This is a genomic window from Streptomyces sp. NBC_01622 (assembly GCF_045209635.1).
Lineage (GTDB): Bacteria > Actinomycetota > Actinomycetes > Streptomycetales > Streptomycetaceae > Streptomyces.
The window spans coordinates 5,746,123-5,762,742 of sequence record NZ_CP109293.1; the positions used below are offsets into that span (position 1 = coordinate 5,746,123).

General features: G+C 67.4%; 15 protein-coding genes. 6 read left to right on the top strand and 9 right to left on the bottom strand.

What is annotated here, in order from left to right:
- Positions 1-89 precede the first annotated feature (89 nt).
- Positions 90-1,298 carry an MFS transporter gene (locus OH768_RS26365; RefSeq protein ID WP_406457551.1) on the bottom strand — a complete coding sequence of 403 codons (1,209 nt, stop codon included), beginning with the start codon at positions 1,296-1,298 and terminating at the stop codon, positions 90-92.
- A gap of 141 nt (positions 1,299-1,439) precedes the next feature.
- On the opposite strand from OH768_RS26365, the gene OH768_RS26370 reads away from it, so the two are divergent.
- Positions 1,440-1,898, top strand: coding sequence for a MarR family winged helix-turn-helix transcriptional regulator (locus OH768_RS26370; protein ID WP_406457553.1), 459 nt, complete (start codon positions 1,440-1,442; stop codon positions 1,896-1,898).
- Between the two features lie 42 nt (positions 1,899-1,940).
- Positions 1,941-2,393, top strand: a complete 453-nt coding sequence (locus OH768_RS26375) for a GNAT family N-acetyltransferase (protein WP_406457555.1) — start codon at positions 1,941-1,943, stop codon at positions 2,391-2,393.
- A 96-nt stretch (positions 2,394-2,489) separates the two neighbouring features.
- Here the strand turns inward: OH768_RS26375 and OH768_RS26380 are convergent, their stop codons facing one another.
- Both OH768_RS26380 and dnaB read right to left on the bottom strand, forming a co-directional pair.
- Positions 2,490-3,875: a serine hydrolase domain-containing protein gene (locus OH768_RS26380; protein ID WP_406457557.1), complete on the bottom strand. Its 1,386-nt coding sequence runs from the start codon at positions 3,873-3,875 to the stop codon at positions 2,490-2,492.
- An 85-nt stretch (positions 3,876-3,960) separates the two neighbouring features.
- Positions 3,961-5,439, bottom strand: coding sequence for a replicative DNA helicase (dnaB, locus tag OH768_RS26385; protein WP_384153563.1), 1,479 nt, complete (start codon positions 5,437-5,439; stop codon positions 3,961-3,963).
- Between the two features lie 460 nt (positions 5,440-5,899).
- Between dnaB and OH768_RS26390 the strand changes: the two genes are divergently transcribed.
- Complete coding sequence (locus OH768_RS26390) at positions 5,900-7,237, top strand: MATE family efflux transporter (protein ID WP_406457562.1); 1,338 nt, start codon at positions 5,900-5,902, stop codon at positions 7,235-7,237.
- Positions 7,238-7,433: 196 nt separating this feature from the next.
- On the opposite strand, the gene rplI is transcribed toward OH768_RS26390, so the two are convergent.
- From rplI to rpsF, 4 genes are all read right to left on the bottom strand, one after another.
- Positions 7,434-7,880 (bottom strand): 50S ribosomal protein L9, encoded by a 447-nt coding sequence (gene rplI, locus OH768_RS26395; protein WP_388113139.1) that lies wholly within the window; start codon positions 7,878-7,880, stop codon positions 7,434-7,436.
- Positions 7,881-7,898: 18 nt separating this feature from the next.
- Complete coding sequence (gene rpsR / locus OH768_RS26400; RefSeq protein ID WP_006381652.1) at positions 7,899-8,135, bottom strand: 30S ribosomal protein S18; 237 nt, start codon at positions 8,133-8,135, stop codon at positions 7,899-7,901.
- A 57-nt stretch (positions 8,136-8,192) separates the two neighbouring features.
- A complete protein-coding gene (locus OH768_RS26405; RefSeq protein ID WP_406457564.1) occupies positions 8,193-8,801 on the bottom strand; it encodes a single-stranded DNA-binding protein in 609 nt (202 codons plus the stop codon).
- 80 nt (positions 8,802-8,881) lie between these two features.
- On the bottom strand, positions 8,882-9,172 hold the full coding sequence (gene rpsF / locus OH768_RS26410) for a 30S ribosomal protein S6 (protein ID WP_006604399.1): 291 nt from the start codon (positions 9,170-9,172) through the stop codon (positions 8,882-8,884).
- Positions 9,173-9,448: 276 nt separating this feature from the next.
- Between rpsF and OH768_RS26415 the strand changes: the two genes are divergently transcribed.
- The 3 genes from OH768_RS26415 to OH768_RS26425 all read left to right on the top strand — a co-directional run bounded on the left by OH768_RS26415 (position 9,449) and on the right by OH768_RS26425 (position 12,179).
- Complete coding sequence (locus OH768_RS26415) at positions 9,449-9,763, top strand: hypothetical protein (protein ID WP_406457566.1); 315 nt, start codon at positions 9,449-9,451, stop codon at positions 9,761-9,763.
- Positions 9,764-9,942: 179 nt separating this feature from the next.
- The gene (femX, locus tag OH768_RS26420; protein ID WP_019055131.1) at positions 9,943-11,064 is read left to right on the top strand and encodes a peptidoglycan bridge formation glycyltransferase FemX; all 1,122 of its coding nucleotides are present in this window, start codon (positions 9,943-9,945) and stop codon (positions 11,062-11,064) included.
- Between the two features lie 83 nt (positions 11,065-11,147).
- Positions 11,148-12,179: an alanine racemase gene (locus OH768_RS26425; RefSeq protein ID WP_043676063.1), complete on the top strand. Its 1,032-nt coding sequence runs from the start codon at positions 11,148-11,150 to the stop codon at positions 12,177-12,179.
- 79 nt (positions 12,180-12,258) lie between these two features.
- Here OH768_RS26425 and OH768_RS26430 read toward each other — a convergent pair whose 3' ends face one another.
- Together OH768_RS26430 and OH768_RS26435 are read right to left on the bottom strand one after the other, a co-directional pair.
- Positions 12,259-13,758, bottom strand: a complete 1,500-nt coding sequence (locus tag OH768_RS26430; RefSeq protein ID WP_406457569.1) for a glycosyltransferase family 87 protein — start codon at positions 13,756-13,758, stop codon at positions 12,259-12,261.
- A gap of 137 nt (positions 13,759-13,895) precedes the next feature.
- Entirely contained in the window at positions 13,896-16,508 is a 2,613-nt protein-coding gene (locus tag OH768_RS26435) for a transglycosylase domain-containing protein (RefSeq protein WP_406457571.1), read from the bottom strand.
- Positions 16,509-16,620 lie beyond the last annotated feature (112 nt).

Here is a 16,620-nt window from a genome sequence, read left to right on the forward strand (position 1 = left end):
TGTCGGAAGGACGGATCGGACGGACAGGTGCGGTCGGGATTCACGGGAAAGGCCCTGGCCCCGCGTCTCCCCGCTCCAGCCCTACGGGGTCAGTGGTGGACGACGGTCCGCTGCTCGCTCGGCAGGCCGCCCGCAACGACCGTGCCGTGGGCGCCGGTGCGGCGCTCCAGGGCGGCCGAGAGGATCGCGAGGACCAGGGCGGCCGCGGCGAGGACGGCGCCGACCCAGTTGGGGGCGGTGTAGCCGAGGCCGGCCGCGATGACGATGCCGCCGAGCCAGGCGGACAGCGCGTTGCCGAGGTTGAAGGCGCCGATGTTCACCGCGGAGGCCAGCGTCGGAGCGCCGTGCGCCTGGTCCAGGACCCGCTTCTGCAGCGGCGGCACGGTGGCGAAGCCCAGGGCGCCGATGAGGGCGATGGTGACGGCCGCCGCGATCTTGTTGTGCGCGGTGACCGTGAAGAGCGCGAGCACTACGGCCAGGGCGCCGAGTGAGACGTAGAGCATGGGCATCAGGGCTCGGTCGGCGTACTTGCCGCCGATGAGGTTGCCGCCGACCATGCCGAGGCCGAAGAGGACGAGCAGCCAGGTGACGGAGCCGTCGGCGAAGCCCGTGACATGGGTCATCATCGGGGCGATGTAGGTGATGGCCGCGAAGACGCCGCCGAAGCCGAGGACGGTCATCGCCATGGCGAGCAGGACCTGGGTGTTCTTGAAGGCGGCCAGTTCGTGGCGCAGTTGTACGCCCTCGGGCTTGGGCAGGTCGGGCACGAGCTTGGCGATGCCGGCCAGGCCGATCACACCGAGGCCCGCGACGATGGCGAAGGTGACGCGCCAGCCGACGGACTGCCCGACGAGGGTGCCCAGCGGGACGCCGACGACATTGGCGACGGTCAGCCCGGTGAACATCATCGCGATGGCTCCGGCCTTCTTGTCCGGGGCGACGAGCTCGGCCGCGACGACCGAGCCGATGCCGAAGAAGGCGCCGTGTGCGAGCGAGGCGACCACACGGCCGATCAGCATCACCGAGAAGCTCGGGGCGACGGCGGAAAGCAGGTTGCCGACGATGAACAGGCCCATCAGCAGCATCAGCATCCGCTTGCGGGGGACCTTGGTGCCGAGCACGGTCATCAGCGGGGCGCCGATCACCACGCCCAGCGCGTAGCCGGTGACCAGCAGGCCGGCGGTGGGGATGGAGACCCCGAAATCACCCGCGACCTGGGGCAGCAGGCCCATGATCACGAACTCGGTCGTTCCGATTCCGAAGGCCCCGATCGCGAGGGCCAGAAGCGCGAGAGGCATGGGGATGTACCCTTCCCAGAAGATTGCAGGAGCGCTTTGCGTGCGTTCACAATAGTTGCAGACGCGGGCTATACGCAAGCGCCGACTATTTCACCTGTGCTCTATCCTGGGTTCAGCCGCTCCGGGACGGAGGAAACGCCAATGACAGCGACAGACCCCGCGCTCACCGCCCTTGCCCAGGGCTGGTGCGCCCTCTCCTTGCTGCACGGGAGGATCGAGGCGCACATCGAGCGCGCCCTGCAGGCCAAGCACGACCTGAGCATGCGGGAGTACTCCCTGCTCGACGTCCTCAGCCGGCAGCACGACGGTGACGGGGGCCATCTGCAGATGCGGCAGGTCGCCGACGCGGTCGTCCTCAGCCAGAGCGCCACCACCCGGCTGGTCACCCGACTCGAGGACCGCGGCCTGCTCTCGCGATACCTGTGCCCGACCGACCGCCGGGGCATCTACACCAACGTCTCCGAGGCCGGCCTCGCCCTGCTCGAGGAGGCCCGGCCCACCAACGACACCGCCCTGCGCGAGGCGCTCGACGCGGCGGCCGGGAACCCCGAGCTGGCGCCGCTGGTCCGCGTCGTGGAGTCGATGCACGCGCCCGCGTAGCCAGCCCGTCCCCCACCGCACACCACTGCCTAAGGTGTGACCATGGGAGATCTTCAGATACGAGCCGCGGTCACCGAGGACGTCCCCGCCATCGTCGGCATGCTCGCTGACGACCCGCTGGGCTCCCAGCGTGAGTCACCCGACGACCTGACGCCCTACCTGGCCGCGTTGGAACGTCTGACCGCCGACCCCAACCAGCACCTGGTCGTCGCCGTGCGTGAGAGTCGCGTCGTCGGCACCCTCCAGCTCACGGTCATTCCCGGCCTGTCCCGCAGAGGCGCCACGCGCTCGATCATCGAGGCCGTACGCATCCACGCGGATGAGCGCGGCAGCGGCCTCGGCACCCGACTCATCGAGTGGGCGATCGCCGAATCGCGCCGCCAAGGCTGCCAGTTGGTCCAGCTGACCTCCGATGCCACCCGCACCGACGCCCATCGGTTCTACGAACGGCTCGGCTTCACGGCGTCGCACGTGGGCTTCAAGCTCCCCCTCTGAAGAGACGCCCAACTCCGGTACGAGCGTGAAGCATCCTGCCGACAGCGTGAGGCGTCGTGTTTCACGTGAAACACGACGCCACCCCGACCATCACGGCTAGCGGATCCCCCGCCACCCCTCCGGGTCCACCCCACCCGGCACAGAAGCGCTCTCGTCGTACGGCTGACGCGTGAAGACGAACGATCCGAGGTCCAGGTGACTCACGGACCCGTCGGGCCGCTGTACGGGCCGTAGGAGCTCTCCGGCGTAATACCCCTCCAGCCCGGTCCAGGTGCCGTCGCCGTTGGCCCGGAAGCGTGAGCGGCGGCCCTTGCCTGCCAATGGCTCCAGCGAGGCCTTTCCATCTGCCGTCAGCCGCAGGGCGAACCCGTGCGTACCCCAGTACCACTGCCCGGCCAACTCCAGTGCGGCGGCGTCGACTTCGGGCATCGGGCGCCATGGCTCGGGAATCCTGGGTTCGGCCTCGGCGACGATACGGACGAGGTCGGCGCCCACCGATGACAGCGGCGGTCCGGAGGTGCAGTTGGCCAGCACCACCGCCGAGACGTTGTCCTCCAGGCTGATGGTGAGGTTCGCCAGGAAGCCGGGCAGCGATCCGGAGTGGCCGATGAGCAGGCGGCCGTCGCGGTGCTGAATCTGCAGGCCGAGACCGTAGGCGGCACCGTCCACGACATCGGCCGCCTCGGCCGGTGCCGCAGGGGTTCGCATCTCCCGCACGGACTCCGCGCTGAGGACCCGGTCGTCACCGTTGGCCAGGAAGACGGCGAACCGCGCCAAGTCGTCGGTGGTGGACCAGAGTTGACCGGCCGGCGCCATGAGACCGAGGTCCACCGCGGGTTCCGGCAGCAGCGCGTCGGCCCACGGATGCACTGCCCAGCCGCCCGCGTGGGGTGCCTGAGGCTGGCCACTCGTGCGATGGAGGCCCAGGGGTTCGAGCACTTCCCGCCCGAGTACGTCCTCCCAGGGCGCACCGCGCAGCTCCTCGACGAGCGCGCCCAACAGCGTGTAACCGGGGTTCGAATAGTGGAACCGGCGGCCGACCGGATGCAGCAGGGCCTGCTCGCCCAGCACATCGCGGAGTTCGGGGCGCAGGGAACCGGGCGTCCGTTCCCACCAGGGCGCGGGTGCCTCGGCCGCCAACCCGCTTGTGTGCGCGAGCAGTTGGGCGACGGTGGCCTCCCCCACGCCGGTGCCCGGAAGATGCTTCTCCAGGGGGTCACCGAGATCGAGGACGCCTTCGTCACGCAGCCGCAGTACCAGGACCGCGGTGAACGTCTTGGTGATCGAGCCGATCCGGTACTGCACGTTCTCGTCCGGCCCGTGTCCGTCCACCGAGGTCCGCGCACCGTGCCACACCGCCCGCCCGTCCCGCGCCACCGCCGCGACCAACGACGGTGCCCGCCCCTCGGCCTGGGCCACGGCGATCCGATGCAGCAACGCCCGGCGGGTAGCGGGAAGCAAGTCGTCCTGAGATGTCGTCATGCCCCCAGTCCATCCGGCGGGGCTGCCATACGTCGAGCATATTTCCCGGGACACGGCACCGGGTCGGCCGCCCCCGGCCGACCGGTCAGGTCTGTGCCATGTCCACGAACCGCGAGTAGTGGCCCTGGAAGGCGACGGTGATCGTCGCCGTCGGGCCGTTACGGTGCTTGCCCACGATGATGTCCGCCTCGCCGGCGCGCGGTGACTCCTTCTCGTAGGCGTCCTCGCGGTGCAGCAGGATCACCATGTCGGCGTCCTGCTCGATGGAGCCGGACTCACGCAGGTCGGACACCATCGGCTTCTTGTCCGTGCGCTGCTCGGGACCACGGTTGAGCTGCGAGAGCGCGATCACCGGGACCTCAAGCTCCTTCGCCAGGAGCTTGAGGTTTCGGGACATGTCCGAGACTTCCTGCTGACGACTCTCGGAGCGCTTGGAACCACCGGCCTGCATCAGTTGCAGATAGTCGATGATCACCAGCTTGATGTCGCTGCGCTGCTTGAGCCGGCGGCACTTCGCGCGGATCTCCATCATCGACAGGTTCGGCGAGTCGTCGATGTAGAGCGGCGCGGACGACACCTCGGGCATCCGGCGCGCCAGGCGGGTCCAGTCCTCGTCGGTCATGGTGCCGGAACGCATGTGATGCAGAGCGACGCGGGCCTCGGCGGACAGCAGACGCATCGCGATCTCGTTGCGCCCCATTTCGAGGGAGAAGATGACGCTCGGCAGGTTGTGCTTGATCGATGCCGCACGGGCGAAGTCCAGCGCGAGGGTGGACTTGCCCATGGCGGGACGGGCAGCGATGACGATCATCTGGCCCGGGTGCAGACCGTTGGTGAGCGAGTCGAGGTCCGTGAACCCGGTGGGCACACCCGTCATCTCGCCGCTGCGTGAGCCGATCGCCTCGATCTCGTCGAGCGCGCCCTCCATGATGTCGCCGAGCGGAAGGTAGTCCTCGCTGGTCCGCTGCTCGGTGACCGCGTAGATCTCGGCCTGGGCCCGGTTGACGATCTCGTCGACATCGTCGTCGGCCGCGTATCCCATCTGCGTGATGCGTGTACCGGCCTCGACCAGGCGGCGCAGGACGGCACGCTCGTGGACGATCTCCGCGTAGTACTCCGCGTTCGCGGCCGTGGGAACGGTCTGGACGAGTGTGTGCAGATACGATGCGCCGCCGACCTTGTTGATCTCGCCGCGCTTGGTGAGTTCGGCGGCGATGGTGATCGGGTCGGCCGGCTCGCCCTTGGCGTAGACGTCGAGGATCGCCTGGTAGATCGTCTCGTGCGCGGGCTTGTAGAAGTCGTGGCCCTTGAGGACCTCGACGACGTCGGCGATGGCGTCCTTGGACAGGAGCATGCCGCCGAGTACGGACTGCTCGGCGTCGAGGTCCTGCGGCGGCACGCGTTCGAAGGCCGAGCCCGCGCCCTCCCACTCGCCGCCTTCCCGGCCGCGGTCGTGCTGTTCGTCGCGGCCCCGGCCTCCGTCGCCGCGCCGTCGGGAAGCGGGCAGACGATCACTTGGACCGCTCTCGGCCCACGGGTCGTCCAAGGGCTCGGAAATACTCAACCGAGCCACCTCCTCCCGTCCGCCGAGCGGACCTCGCCGTGCCCCTTATTTCTACGGCACGGCACTGACAAATGAGATGCCCAACTCCGGTACGGGCGCGTCGGTTTTGTGTTGGTTCTCAGTCCGACTGACGGGGCGGGTGCCGGTCCACCGTAGGCCCGCAGGCACCGTCAGCCAATCTGGTTATCCACAGGCCATGTGGACGACGGCCCGGATGCTGTGGAGAACCCGCCAAAACCTGTGCACGACCCGGTGGACAGCCCTGTGAACAAGACCTCGCCACTCCGCGCACGACCCATCTGACCTGCCTCTTTCCCATCCACCGGCTGTGCAGAAGAAAAACTTGTCCAGCTGGCCCAAGATCGCTTCGAACAGTGCGCGAGAGGACACGAGGCGAGATCAGAGGTAAGGGTCACATGGCAATTGCATCTCTTACCTGTGGACGATTAGATTAGTGCTCATGACACAGGCTCCCGCGACCACCAGGGCCACCCGACGCCGGCACGACCGCGAGATCGTCATGCTGGCCGTCCCAGCCTTCGGCGCACTCGTCGCCGAGCCCCTCTTCGTCATGGCCGACAGCGCGATCGTGGGCCATCTCGGCACGGCACAACTCGCCGGACTCGGCGTTGCTTCCGCTCTCCTGACGACAGCCGTGAGCGTCTTCGTCTTCCTCGCCTACGCCACCACGGCGGCCGTCGCCCGACGCGTCGGCGCGAGTGATCTCCAGGCGGCCATCCGCCAGGGCATGGACGGCATCTGGCTCGCCCTGCTGATCGGTGCCACCGTCATCGCCGTCGTCCTTCCCTCGGCACCTGCCCTCGTCGACCTCTTCGGCGCCTCTGACACGGCGGCCCCTTATGCGACGACCTATCTGCGAATCTCCTCCCTCGGCATCCCGGCCATGCTGGTCGTACTCGCCGCCACCGGAGTCCTGCGCGGACTGCAGAACACAAAGACACCGCTGTACGTCGCCATCACCGGCTTCGTCGCCAACGGCGTCCTCAACCTGGGGCTCGTCTACGGCGCCGGCCTCGGCATCGCCGGCTCCGCCTGGGGCACCGTCATCGCCCAATGGGGAATGGCTGCCGTCTATCTCGTCGTGGTCGTCCGCGGAGCTCGCCGGCACGGCGCCTCGCTCCGCCCCGACGCAACAGGGATCCGAGCCTCGGCGCAGGCGGGTGCACCTCTCCTGGTGCGCACACTCTCTCTGAGAGCGATCCTCCTGATCGCGACGGCGGTCGCCGCCCGCCTCGGGGACGCCGACATCGCCGCCCACCAGATCATCCTGTCGCTGTGGTCACTGCTGGCCTTCGCACTCGACGCCATCGCCATCGCGGGCCAGGCCATCATCGGCCGCTACCTCGGTGCGGACGATCCACAGGGCGCCCGAGCCGCCTGCCGCCGCATGGTGCAGTGGGGCATCGCCGTCGGAGTGGTGCTCGGCCTCCTGGTGATCGTGTCCCGTCCGCTGTTCCTCCCCTTGTTCACCAGCGACTCCACCGTCAAGGACACCGCCCTGCCCGCCCTGATCATGGTGGCGCTCTCGCAGCCGATCTGCGGTGTCGTCTTCGTCCTGGACGGGGTGCTCATGGGCGCGGGAGACGGGCCGTATCTCGCAGGAGCCATGTTGGTGACCCTGGCGGTCTTCGCCCCAGTGGCCCTGCTCGTACCGGCCTTCGGTGCCGGACTGACCGCTCTCTGGGGAGCGATGACTCTGATGATGACGGTGCGCATGTTGACGCTCCTGCTGCGCACCCGCTCGGGCCGCTGGGTCGTCACGGGCGCAACCCGCTGACCGTTTCACGTGAAACACCGCGCGCTGCCTCGTTTCACGTGAAACATGCGCGCCGTAGCGCCGCCCGAACCAACACACTCGCTGTGCCCTGCACCCCACCCCAATACGCGGGCCACAGTCCGCTCCTCCCGAGCACGGCAGAGGGGCCGCACCCCAACGGGTGCGGCCCCTCTCTCAGCTGTGCCGAGCGCAGCGGTCAGGCCGCGATGACCTCGATGTTGACCTTGGCGGCAACCTCGGGGTGCAGACGCACGGACGTCTGGTGGGCGCCCAGCGTCTTGATCGGGGCAGACAGCTCGATCCGACGCTTGTCGACCTCGGGGCCACCGGAAGCCTTGATCGCCGAAGCGATGTCGGCCGGGGTGACGGAACCGAAGAGCCGACCGGCGTCGCCGGAGCGGACGGCCAGACGAACCTTGACGCCTTCGAGCTGGGCCTTCACGGAGTTGGCCTGCTCGATGGTCTGGATCTCGTGGATCTTGCGAGCACGACGGATCTGCTCGACGTCCTTCTCGCCACCCTTGGTCCAGCGGATAGCGAACTTCCGCGGGATCAGGTAGTTGCGAGCGTAACCGTCCTTGACGTCAACGACGTCGCCCGCGGCACCGAGGCCGGAGACCTCGTGGGTGAGGATGATCTTCATTGGTCGGTCACCCTTCCCTTATCGCGCGGTGGAGGTGTAGGGCAGCAGCGCCATCTCACGGCTGTTCTTCACGGCCGTGGCGACGTCACGCTGGTGCTGCGTGCAGTTGCCGGTCACGCGGCGGGCACGGATCTTGCCGCGGTCGGAAATGAACTTCCGCAGCATGTTCGTGTCCTTGTAGTCCACGTACTGGACCTTGTCCTTGCAGAATGCGCAGACCTTCTTCTTCGGCTTGCGCACAGGCGGCTTCGCCATGGTGTATCTCCTGTGTGATCAAGAAGTGTGGGTACGACCCACCCCCGGCCCGAAGGCCTAGAAGGGGGGTTCGTCCGAGTAGCCGCCGCCACCGCCACCGCTGGCGCCGCCGGAGTTTCCACCCCAGCCGCCACCGCCGCCGCCCTGGCTGCCACCGGCGGGAGCGCCGGTTGCCCACGGGTCGTCGGCGGGAGCGCCGCCGGCCGGTTGACCGCCGCCGGAGTTTCCACCCCAACCGCCGCCACCCTGGCCGCCACCACCGCCGCCGCCGAAGCCGCCGCCCTGGCCACCGCGAGCGCCACCGGCGGTCTTGGTGACCTTGGCCGTGGCACTGCGCAGGCTGGCGCCGACTTCTTCGACGTCCAGTTCGTAGACCGTGCGCTTGACGCCCTCACGGTCCTCGTAGGACCGCTGCTTCAACCGGCCCTGCACGATGACGCGCATGCCTCGCTGGAGCGATTCGGCGACGTTCTCCGCCGCCTGCCGCCAGACCGAGCAGGTGAGGAAGAGGCTTTCGCCGTCCTTCCACTCGTTCGTCTGGCGGTCGAAGGTGCGGGGAGTGGACGCGACACGGAACTTCGCGACCGCCGCACCGGAAGGGGTGAAGCGCAGCTCGGGGTCGTCGACAAGATTGCCGACGACCGTGATGACGGTCTCGCCTGCCATGGGGGAACCTCTCGGCGGGTTTGCTGCTGGCTGCTTGGTGCTGCTGCTACTCGGATCCCGAGATCAGCTGAGCAGGATGCTCAGTGGGTCTCGGGGCGGAGGACCTTGGTCCGGAGGACCGACTCGTTCAGGTTCATCTGGCGGTCGAGCTCCTTGACGACCGCAGGCTCGGCCTGCAGGTCGATGACCGAGTAGATGCCCTCGGGCTTCTTCTTGATCTCGTACGAGAGACGACGACGGCCCCAGGTGTCGACCTTCTCGACCTTTCCGTTGCCCTCACGGACGACGGAGAGGAAGTTCTCGATCAGGGGGGAGACAGCGCGCTCCTCCAGATCGGGGTCGAGGATGACCATCACCTCGTAGTGACGCATGTGGAACCCACCTCCTTTGGACTCAGCGGCCACGGTCGATCCGTGGCAGGAGGGTTGTGATGCGTAAGCAACAGTGTGTGCCAGTAAAACAGTCGCCACTGACATCGGGTGCCCCTGATGGGGATTCCGGGTCGTGGCATGGGCAGACACCAGTGCAGAGGGTACAGAGTACCCGCACACCGGCTTCCGGTTGAAATCCGGTGGCGGAGAGCGTCAATCTGTACACATCGGGTGCGTCCGGCGCGACGATGCGCCGCCTTCCGCAGGAGGTGCCACATGGCACAGGCATTGCGACCCAACACCGCCGGTTCCCTTTTCGCCACGGACGGCAAGCCCCATCCGCTCCAGGACACGCTGCTCGCGGTGACCGTGGTGCTGGGGCTGACCGCGTTCATCACGGGGTTCTTCCACAACCTGCATCTGCTCAGCTCGTGGGCCGGCCTGGTGGGGATCCTCACCGGCGCGTACGGGCAGTGGATCTCCGAGACGACGAGGGAGCGCTTCGGCCTGATCCTGGGTCTCGGTGCCGCGGGTGTCGGATTCTTCCTCGGCATGGCGCACGGCGGCCTGTTCGGTGGCGTCATCAACTGACGGCCCCGACGCCTCAGTCCGAACTCCGCGTAAAACAGCACGGAACGCCTTGGCGGCCAACAGGCCGAGGCGAAGGTTGCATACGCCCAGTCTGGGCGCTCGCAAGGCGCAGTAGGCTTCGGCCCGAGAGCCGGAGCCCCTGTACCCATGGGGACACACCAGCCCGAGGAGCGCCCCGAATGAGCCTGACCCTGAGGACCATCAGTCGTGAGCAGCATCTGGCATTCATCCAGAGCCTGCCCTCGGCGAGCCACATGCAGGTCCCGGCATGGGCTGATGTGAAGGCGGAGTGGCGCTCCGAGAGCCTTGGCTGGTTCGACGAGAAGACCGGCGAGCTGGTCGGTGCGGGCCTGGTCCTCTACCGCCAACTCCCCAAGATCAAGCGGTACTTGGCCTATCTGCCCGAGGGCCCGGTCATCAACTGGTTCGCGCCGAATCTGGACGACTGGATCCAGCCGATGCTGGCCCACCTCAAGCACCAGGGCGCCTTCTCGGTGAAGATGGGCCCGCCGGTCATCATCCGGCGCTGGGAGGCCACCTCCATCAAGGCCGGCATCCAGAACCCGGATGTGAAGCGACTGCGGGACATCGAGGCCGACTTCATCGAACCGCGCGCCTTCGAGGTGGCCGACAAGCTGCGCCGTATGGGCTGGCAGCAGGGTGAGGACGGCGGCGCCGGCTTCGGCGACGTCCAGCCGCGCTACGTCTACCAGGTGCCGCTGGCGAACCGCTCCCTCGAAGAGGTCCACAAGAACTTCAACCAGCTGTGGCGCCGGAACATCAAGAAGGCCGAGAAGGCCGGTGTCGAGGTCGTCCAGGGCGGTTACCACGACCTTGAGGAATGGCAGCGGCTGTACGAGATCACGGCGTTGCGCGACCACTTCCGGCCCCGCCCGCTGTCGTACTTCCAGCGCATGTGGACAGCCCTCAACACCGAGGACCCCAACCGGATGCGGCTGTACTTCGCGCGGCACGACGGGGTGAACCTGTCGGCGGCGACGATGCTCGTGGTCGGCGGACACGTCTGGTACTCCTACGGCGCCTCCGACAACATCGGCCGTGAGGTCCGGCCCTCGAACGCGATGCAGTGGCGGATGCTGCGCGACGCCTACGCGCTCGGCGCCACCGTCTACGACCTGCGCGGCATCTCCGACTCGCTGGACGAGACCGACCACCTCTTCGGTCTGATCCAGTTCAAGGTGGGCACCGGCGGGCAGGCCGCCGAGTACCTGGGCGAGTGGGACTTCCCGCTGAACAAGCTGCTCCACAAGGCGCTCGACATCTACATGTCGCGCCGCTGACCTCACGGTCCTCGCTTCGATAACGTCGACAGCTCTCATACTCCTGATACACCGCAGCCACCCGAAAGGTTCCAGGTCCGGCCATGGCGCTCACGCTCTACGTCGACACTGCGCGCTGGCGGGCGCATCACAAGCACGTGGCCGAGCAGTTCCCGGGGCTCGTCCCGGTCTGCAAGGGCAACGGCTACGGCTTCGGGCACGAGCGGCTGGCGGAGGAGGCGACGCGTCTCGGCGCGGACGTCCTCGCCGTCGGCACGACGTACGAGGCCGCCCGGATCAAGGACTGGTTCGGGGGCGACCTGCTGGTGCTGACGCCGTACCGCCGCGGCGAGGAGCCCGTTCCGCTGCCGGACCGGGTGATCCGCTCGGTGTCGTCCATCGACGGTGTGTACGGCCTCGTGGGCGCCCGTGTGGTCATCGAGGTGATGTCCTCGATGAAGCGGCACGGCGTCAGCGAGCAGGAACTCCCGCAGCTGCACTCGGCCATAGAGAACGTCCGCCTGGAGGGCTTCGCCATCCACCTCCCGTTGGACCGCACCGACGGCTCGGACGCCGTCGAGGAGGTCATCGGCTGGATGGACCGGCTGCGGGCCGCGCGGCTGCCGTTGCACACGATGTTCGTCAGCCACCTCAAGGCCGAGGAACTCGCCCGGCTGCAGCAGCAGTTCCCGCAGACGCGCTTCCGGGCCCGTATCGGCACCCGGCTGTGGCTGGGGGACCACGAGGCCACCGAGTACCGCGGGGCGGTCCTGGACGTCACCCGGGTCTCCAAGGGCGACCGCTTCGGCTACCGGCAGCAGAAGGCGGCCTCAGATGGCTATCTGGTGGTCGTGGCGGGCGGTACGTCGCACGGGGTGGGCCTGGAGGCCCCCAAGGCGCTGCACGGCGTCATGCCGCGCGCCAAGGGCGTCGCCCGCGCCGGCCTGGCCACGGTGAACCGGAACCTTTCTCCGTTCGTCTGGGACGGCAAGCAGCGCTGGTTCGCCGAGCCCCCGCACATGCAGGTCTCGATCCTGTTCGTGCCGGCGGAAGCGGCCGAGCCGAAGGTCGGCGAGGAGCTGGTGGCCCATCTGCGGCACACCACAACCCAGTTCGACCGCATCGTGGATCGCTGAGCCTCTCCTAGACAGCCGAATGGCCGTACACGGGACGTTCGTGTACGGCCATTCGCGTGGTCTCGCAGGGGCTGTTCGCTCAGAGCGAACGGTCGGCCATCCCCTCGCCGCCCCACTCCACCTGTGGTCCGTCGAAGGGGGCCGCGTGCCGTCCGGGACGGGCCGCGGCCCCGAACACGAACACGTCCTCGGCCCGGTCTAGCACTCCGCCCGAGGGGTCGTCGTCGCCCGCCATACGCACCACGTCCCGCTCCGGCATGAGGATGTCGCGCACGATCACGGCGCACAGGTAGAGCGTGCCCAGGATGTGGAGGCCGATGGCCAACTGGTAGCCCTCGGTCGGCAGGCCCTTGTGGGCGTCTCCGCTGGTCGTGTAGGCGAGGTACATCCAGATGCCCAGGAAGTACGCCACCTCGCACGCCTGCCAGATCAGGAAGTCCCGCCACTTCGGCCGGGCCAGCACGGCCAGGGGGACCAGCCACAGCACATACTGCGGCGAGTAGACCTTGTTGGTCACGATGAACGCGGCGACGATCAGGAAGGCCAGTTGAGCGAAGCGCGGCCGACGAGGAGCGGTCATCGTGAGCGCCGCGATGCCTCCGCAGCACAGCAGCATCAGCAGCGTGGCGAACGTGTTGACCGTGTCGGTGCTGAGCGGGTCGGTCGAATTCTGAGCCATGATCAGCCAGAAGGACCCGAAGTCGACGCCCCGCTCCTGGCTGAACGTATAGAACTTCGACCAGCCGTCGAAGGCGAAGAGCATCACCGGCAGGTTCACCGCCAGCCAGGCTACGGCGGTTCCGCCGAACGCCTTTCCGAAGTCCCGCCACTTGCCCGCGCGCCAGCACAGCAGGAACAACGGGCCCAGGAGAAAGACGGGATACAGCTTGGCGGCCGTGGCAAGGCCCAACAGGACGCCGAAAGCGAGGGAACGGCCCCGGGACCACATCAGCATCGCCGAGGCCGTCAGAGCGACCGCCAGCAGATCCCAGTTGATGGTGGCGGTGAGCGCGAAGGCGGGTGCCAGGGCGACCAGCAGTCCGTCCCAGGGGCGGCGGGCGTGCGTGCGGCTGACGCATACGACGATGACGGCCGCGCACACCATCAGCATCCCGGCATTGACCATCCAGTACCACTGTTCCTGGTGCTGGATGCTGCCGCTGCCCGGCGTGAGCCAGGCGGCCACCTCCATGAATACCCCGGTCAGCACCGGGTATTCGAGGTACTGCATGTCGCCGGGGAGCTTGTCGAAGTACGGGACGAGCCCGTCGGCGAAGCCGCGCCCCTGGTAGAGGTGCGGGATGTCCGAGTAGCACGCGTGCGTGTACTGCGAACTCGCGCCGAAGAACCAACCGCTGTTGTAGCAGGGCGCCTTCTGGACCAGGCCGAGGGCGAACATACCGATCGCCACCAGCGCGATGACCCGTACGGGAGTCCACCAGGACGTCCCGAGGAGGGCGCGCCGGCCGACGGGGCCACCGATCAGTTCGCTACCGGCGGCGGCGACCTGGTCAACCTTGGTCGGCTTTACCGGATCCGGCTCGTGCACGCTCGCGGGCGTAAGTTCTGCACTGGGCATGGGGCACATCCTGCCGTACACACCTAGGAGTACGCCGAGGGCCGCCGCAACCCGGTGGATGCGACGGCCCCTGTTTCACGTGAAACCGTCCACGATGGGTGTTTCACGTGAAACACCCATCGTGGACGGTATGGCAGCTAACCGGTTGCGCCTCCGAAGATGCCCCCATTGCCGTTGCCGTTAGTGGTGCCGCTGGACTCCGTCGCAGTGGCCGTGTCCGTCGGCGTGGACGTCGCGCCTCCGTCGGTGCCGCCGTTGCCACTGCACTGCCAGCTGAACCGGCAGGACTCGGTTGCCGACGGCGTCGAACTCGGCGTCTCACTGGGCGTCTCGCTCGGCGTCTCACTGGGCGTCTCGCTGGGCGTCACCACGGGCGTCGGAGTGGGAGACGGTACGCCGTCCTCGTTCTGGACCTTGTCGATCTTGGTGGCATCCGGGAAGCCCGGGTCGGAGTCCCCCTTGAGTGCGGCCTCCATGTACTCGGTCCAGATCGACGTCGGAATGTCACCACCGTGAATGGACGGCACGCCTGCCGTGCCGTTCATCGACAGCAGCTCGGCGTCCTTGGGGTTCTCCCTGAACATCGCGATCGACGTCGAGAGCTGCTGGGTGTAGCCGACGAACCAGGCCGACTTGTTGCTGTCGGTGGTACCGGTCTTGCCTGCCGCAGTGCGGCCCAGAGCCTTCGCGTTCTTCGCCGTACCGTTCTGGATGACGTTCTCCAGGGTGTCCGTGACGTTGTTCGCCACGTTCTCCGGCATCGCCTGCTTCACAGCGGGCTTGTTGAAGCCGGCCACCGGCTGTCCGCCTTGCTTGACGGACGTCACCGAGTACGGGTCCGCCTGCTTGCCCGAGGCTGCGAACGTCGCGTAGGCGTCGGCCATCCGGATCGCGCTGGGTGTCGACGTACCGATGGCGAACGACGCGTTGAGATCCTTCGTCATGCTGCCGTTCAGGATGCCCGCCGACTGGGCGACGGCCTTCACCTTCGTCATCCCGACGTCCATACCGAGCTGGACGTACGGCGTGTTGATGGACTGCTCCATCGCCTTGCGGAGCGTGATGTAGCCCCAGGGATATTTGCTCTCGTTGTTCTGGTAGAAGATCGAGTTGTCCTTGTTCAGGACATACGAGCCGTCCTGGTTTCTGACCTTGAGATGGTCGTCGCCGTTGTACTTGCTGAGCGGCGAGATACCGACGCCATCGGTCTTGTACGTGCCGTACTCCATGGCCGCGGCGAGCACGAACGGCTTCCAGGTCGAACCGACGGGAACACCCGAGGTGTCGGCGTTGTTGGTGAAGTGGCCGTTCTCGTAACCGTCACCTCCGTAGAGGGCGACGATCGCTCCGTCCTTGGGTCTCACCGACGCCGCGCCGAACTGGACGTACTTGTCCAGACTGCGCTTCTTCGGGTCGATGCGGTCCTTCTGGACCTTCTTCACGGCCGCGCTCAGTTCGTTGACCTTGGCCTTCTCGAAGGTCGTGTAGATCTGGAAACCGCCCTTGTCGAACTCGGTCTGCGAGATGTTCGAGTGGCTCAGGACGTACTTCTTGGCCGTGTCGACCAGGTAACTGATCTGGCCGGTCATGCCCTTGGTCGCCTTGAGCCCCTGAGGCTGGGGGTACTTCTTGATGGCTTCCTGGTACTCGGCGTCCGTGATGCGCTTGTCGTTGTGCATCTGCTCAAGGATCCAGCTCCAGCGGGCCTCGGAGCGCTTGCGGTTGGCGCTGGCGGTCGCCGCGGAGTCGATGTTCGTGGCGCCGATCGGGTCGTAGTACGTCGGACCCTTCAACAATGCCGCGAGGAAGGCGCACTGACTCGGCGTCAGCTTGACCGCGTCCACACCGTAGTAGGTCTGCGCGGCAGCCTGTATGCCGTAGGCGCCGCGGCCGTAGTACGAGGTGTTCAGGTAGCCCTGGAGGACCTGCTCCTTGCTGAGCTGGGTCCCCACCTTGATGGAGATGAACATCTCCTTGAACTTACGGGTGACCGTCTGTTCCTGGCTCAGGTAGGTGTTCTTGACGAACTGCTGGGTGATCGTCGAACCACCCTGCGTCTCACCGCCCCGGGCCATGTTGACCAGGGCCCGGGCGATACCCATGGGGTCGACGCCCGAGTCCGTGTAGAAGCTCTTGTTCTCGGCCGAGATCACCGACCACTGCATGGCCTTCGGGATGTCGGCGATGGTGATGTTCTGACGGTTGGCGCCGGTGCCCGTGGCAACCATCTGATCGCCGTTGGACCAGTAGTAGACGTTGTTCTGCGACTTGGCCGCGGTGTTCTCGCTGGGGATGCTGACCATCGCGTAGCCGACACCGACCGCGGCCACGATGCTGCCGAAGAACAACAGGCACAGGCTGGAGACAAGCCGCCAGGAGGGCACCCAGCGGCGCCATCCGTACTTGTCGAAGCGCGGATAGTCGATGAACCTCTTCTTGCCGGGAGCGGGACCGCGTCCTCTGCCCCGGCCGGGCCCGTTCGGGCCACCGGGACCGCAGCCTGCCGGCTCGGCCCCTCTACGACGGCCGCCGCCTCTCTGCGCGGCCCGACGGGCTTCGGCACGGCTGCCGTACTGGCGGTCGTCACCGCCCGAATCGGCGGGGTTCGACCCATAGGAATCGGTTGGAGACCCGGTGGTGGCGCCTCGCGGTGCCGCGCGGCGGCCGGAGGTCGGTCCGGACTGGCCGCGTCGGTCCGCGGCACGTCCGCCTCCCTGCGGCTGCGGCGGTTTGCGACGGTGCTCGCTCATCGAACGATTACTCCTCGGGCAGGCGCACCCGTGCGCGCCTGGAAACGGCGGCTGGTTTCCGGTCCCCCCGAAGTACGGATGTGGTCGGTTCTGCATTCATCCGTACCGCACC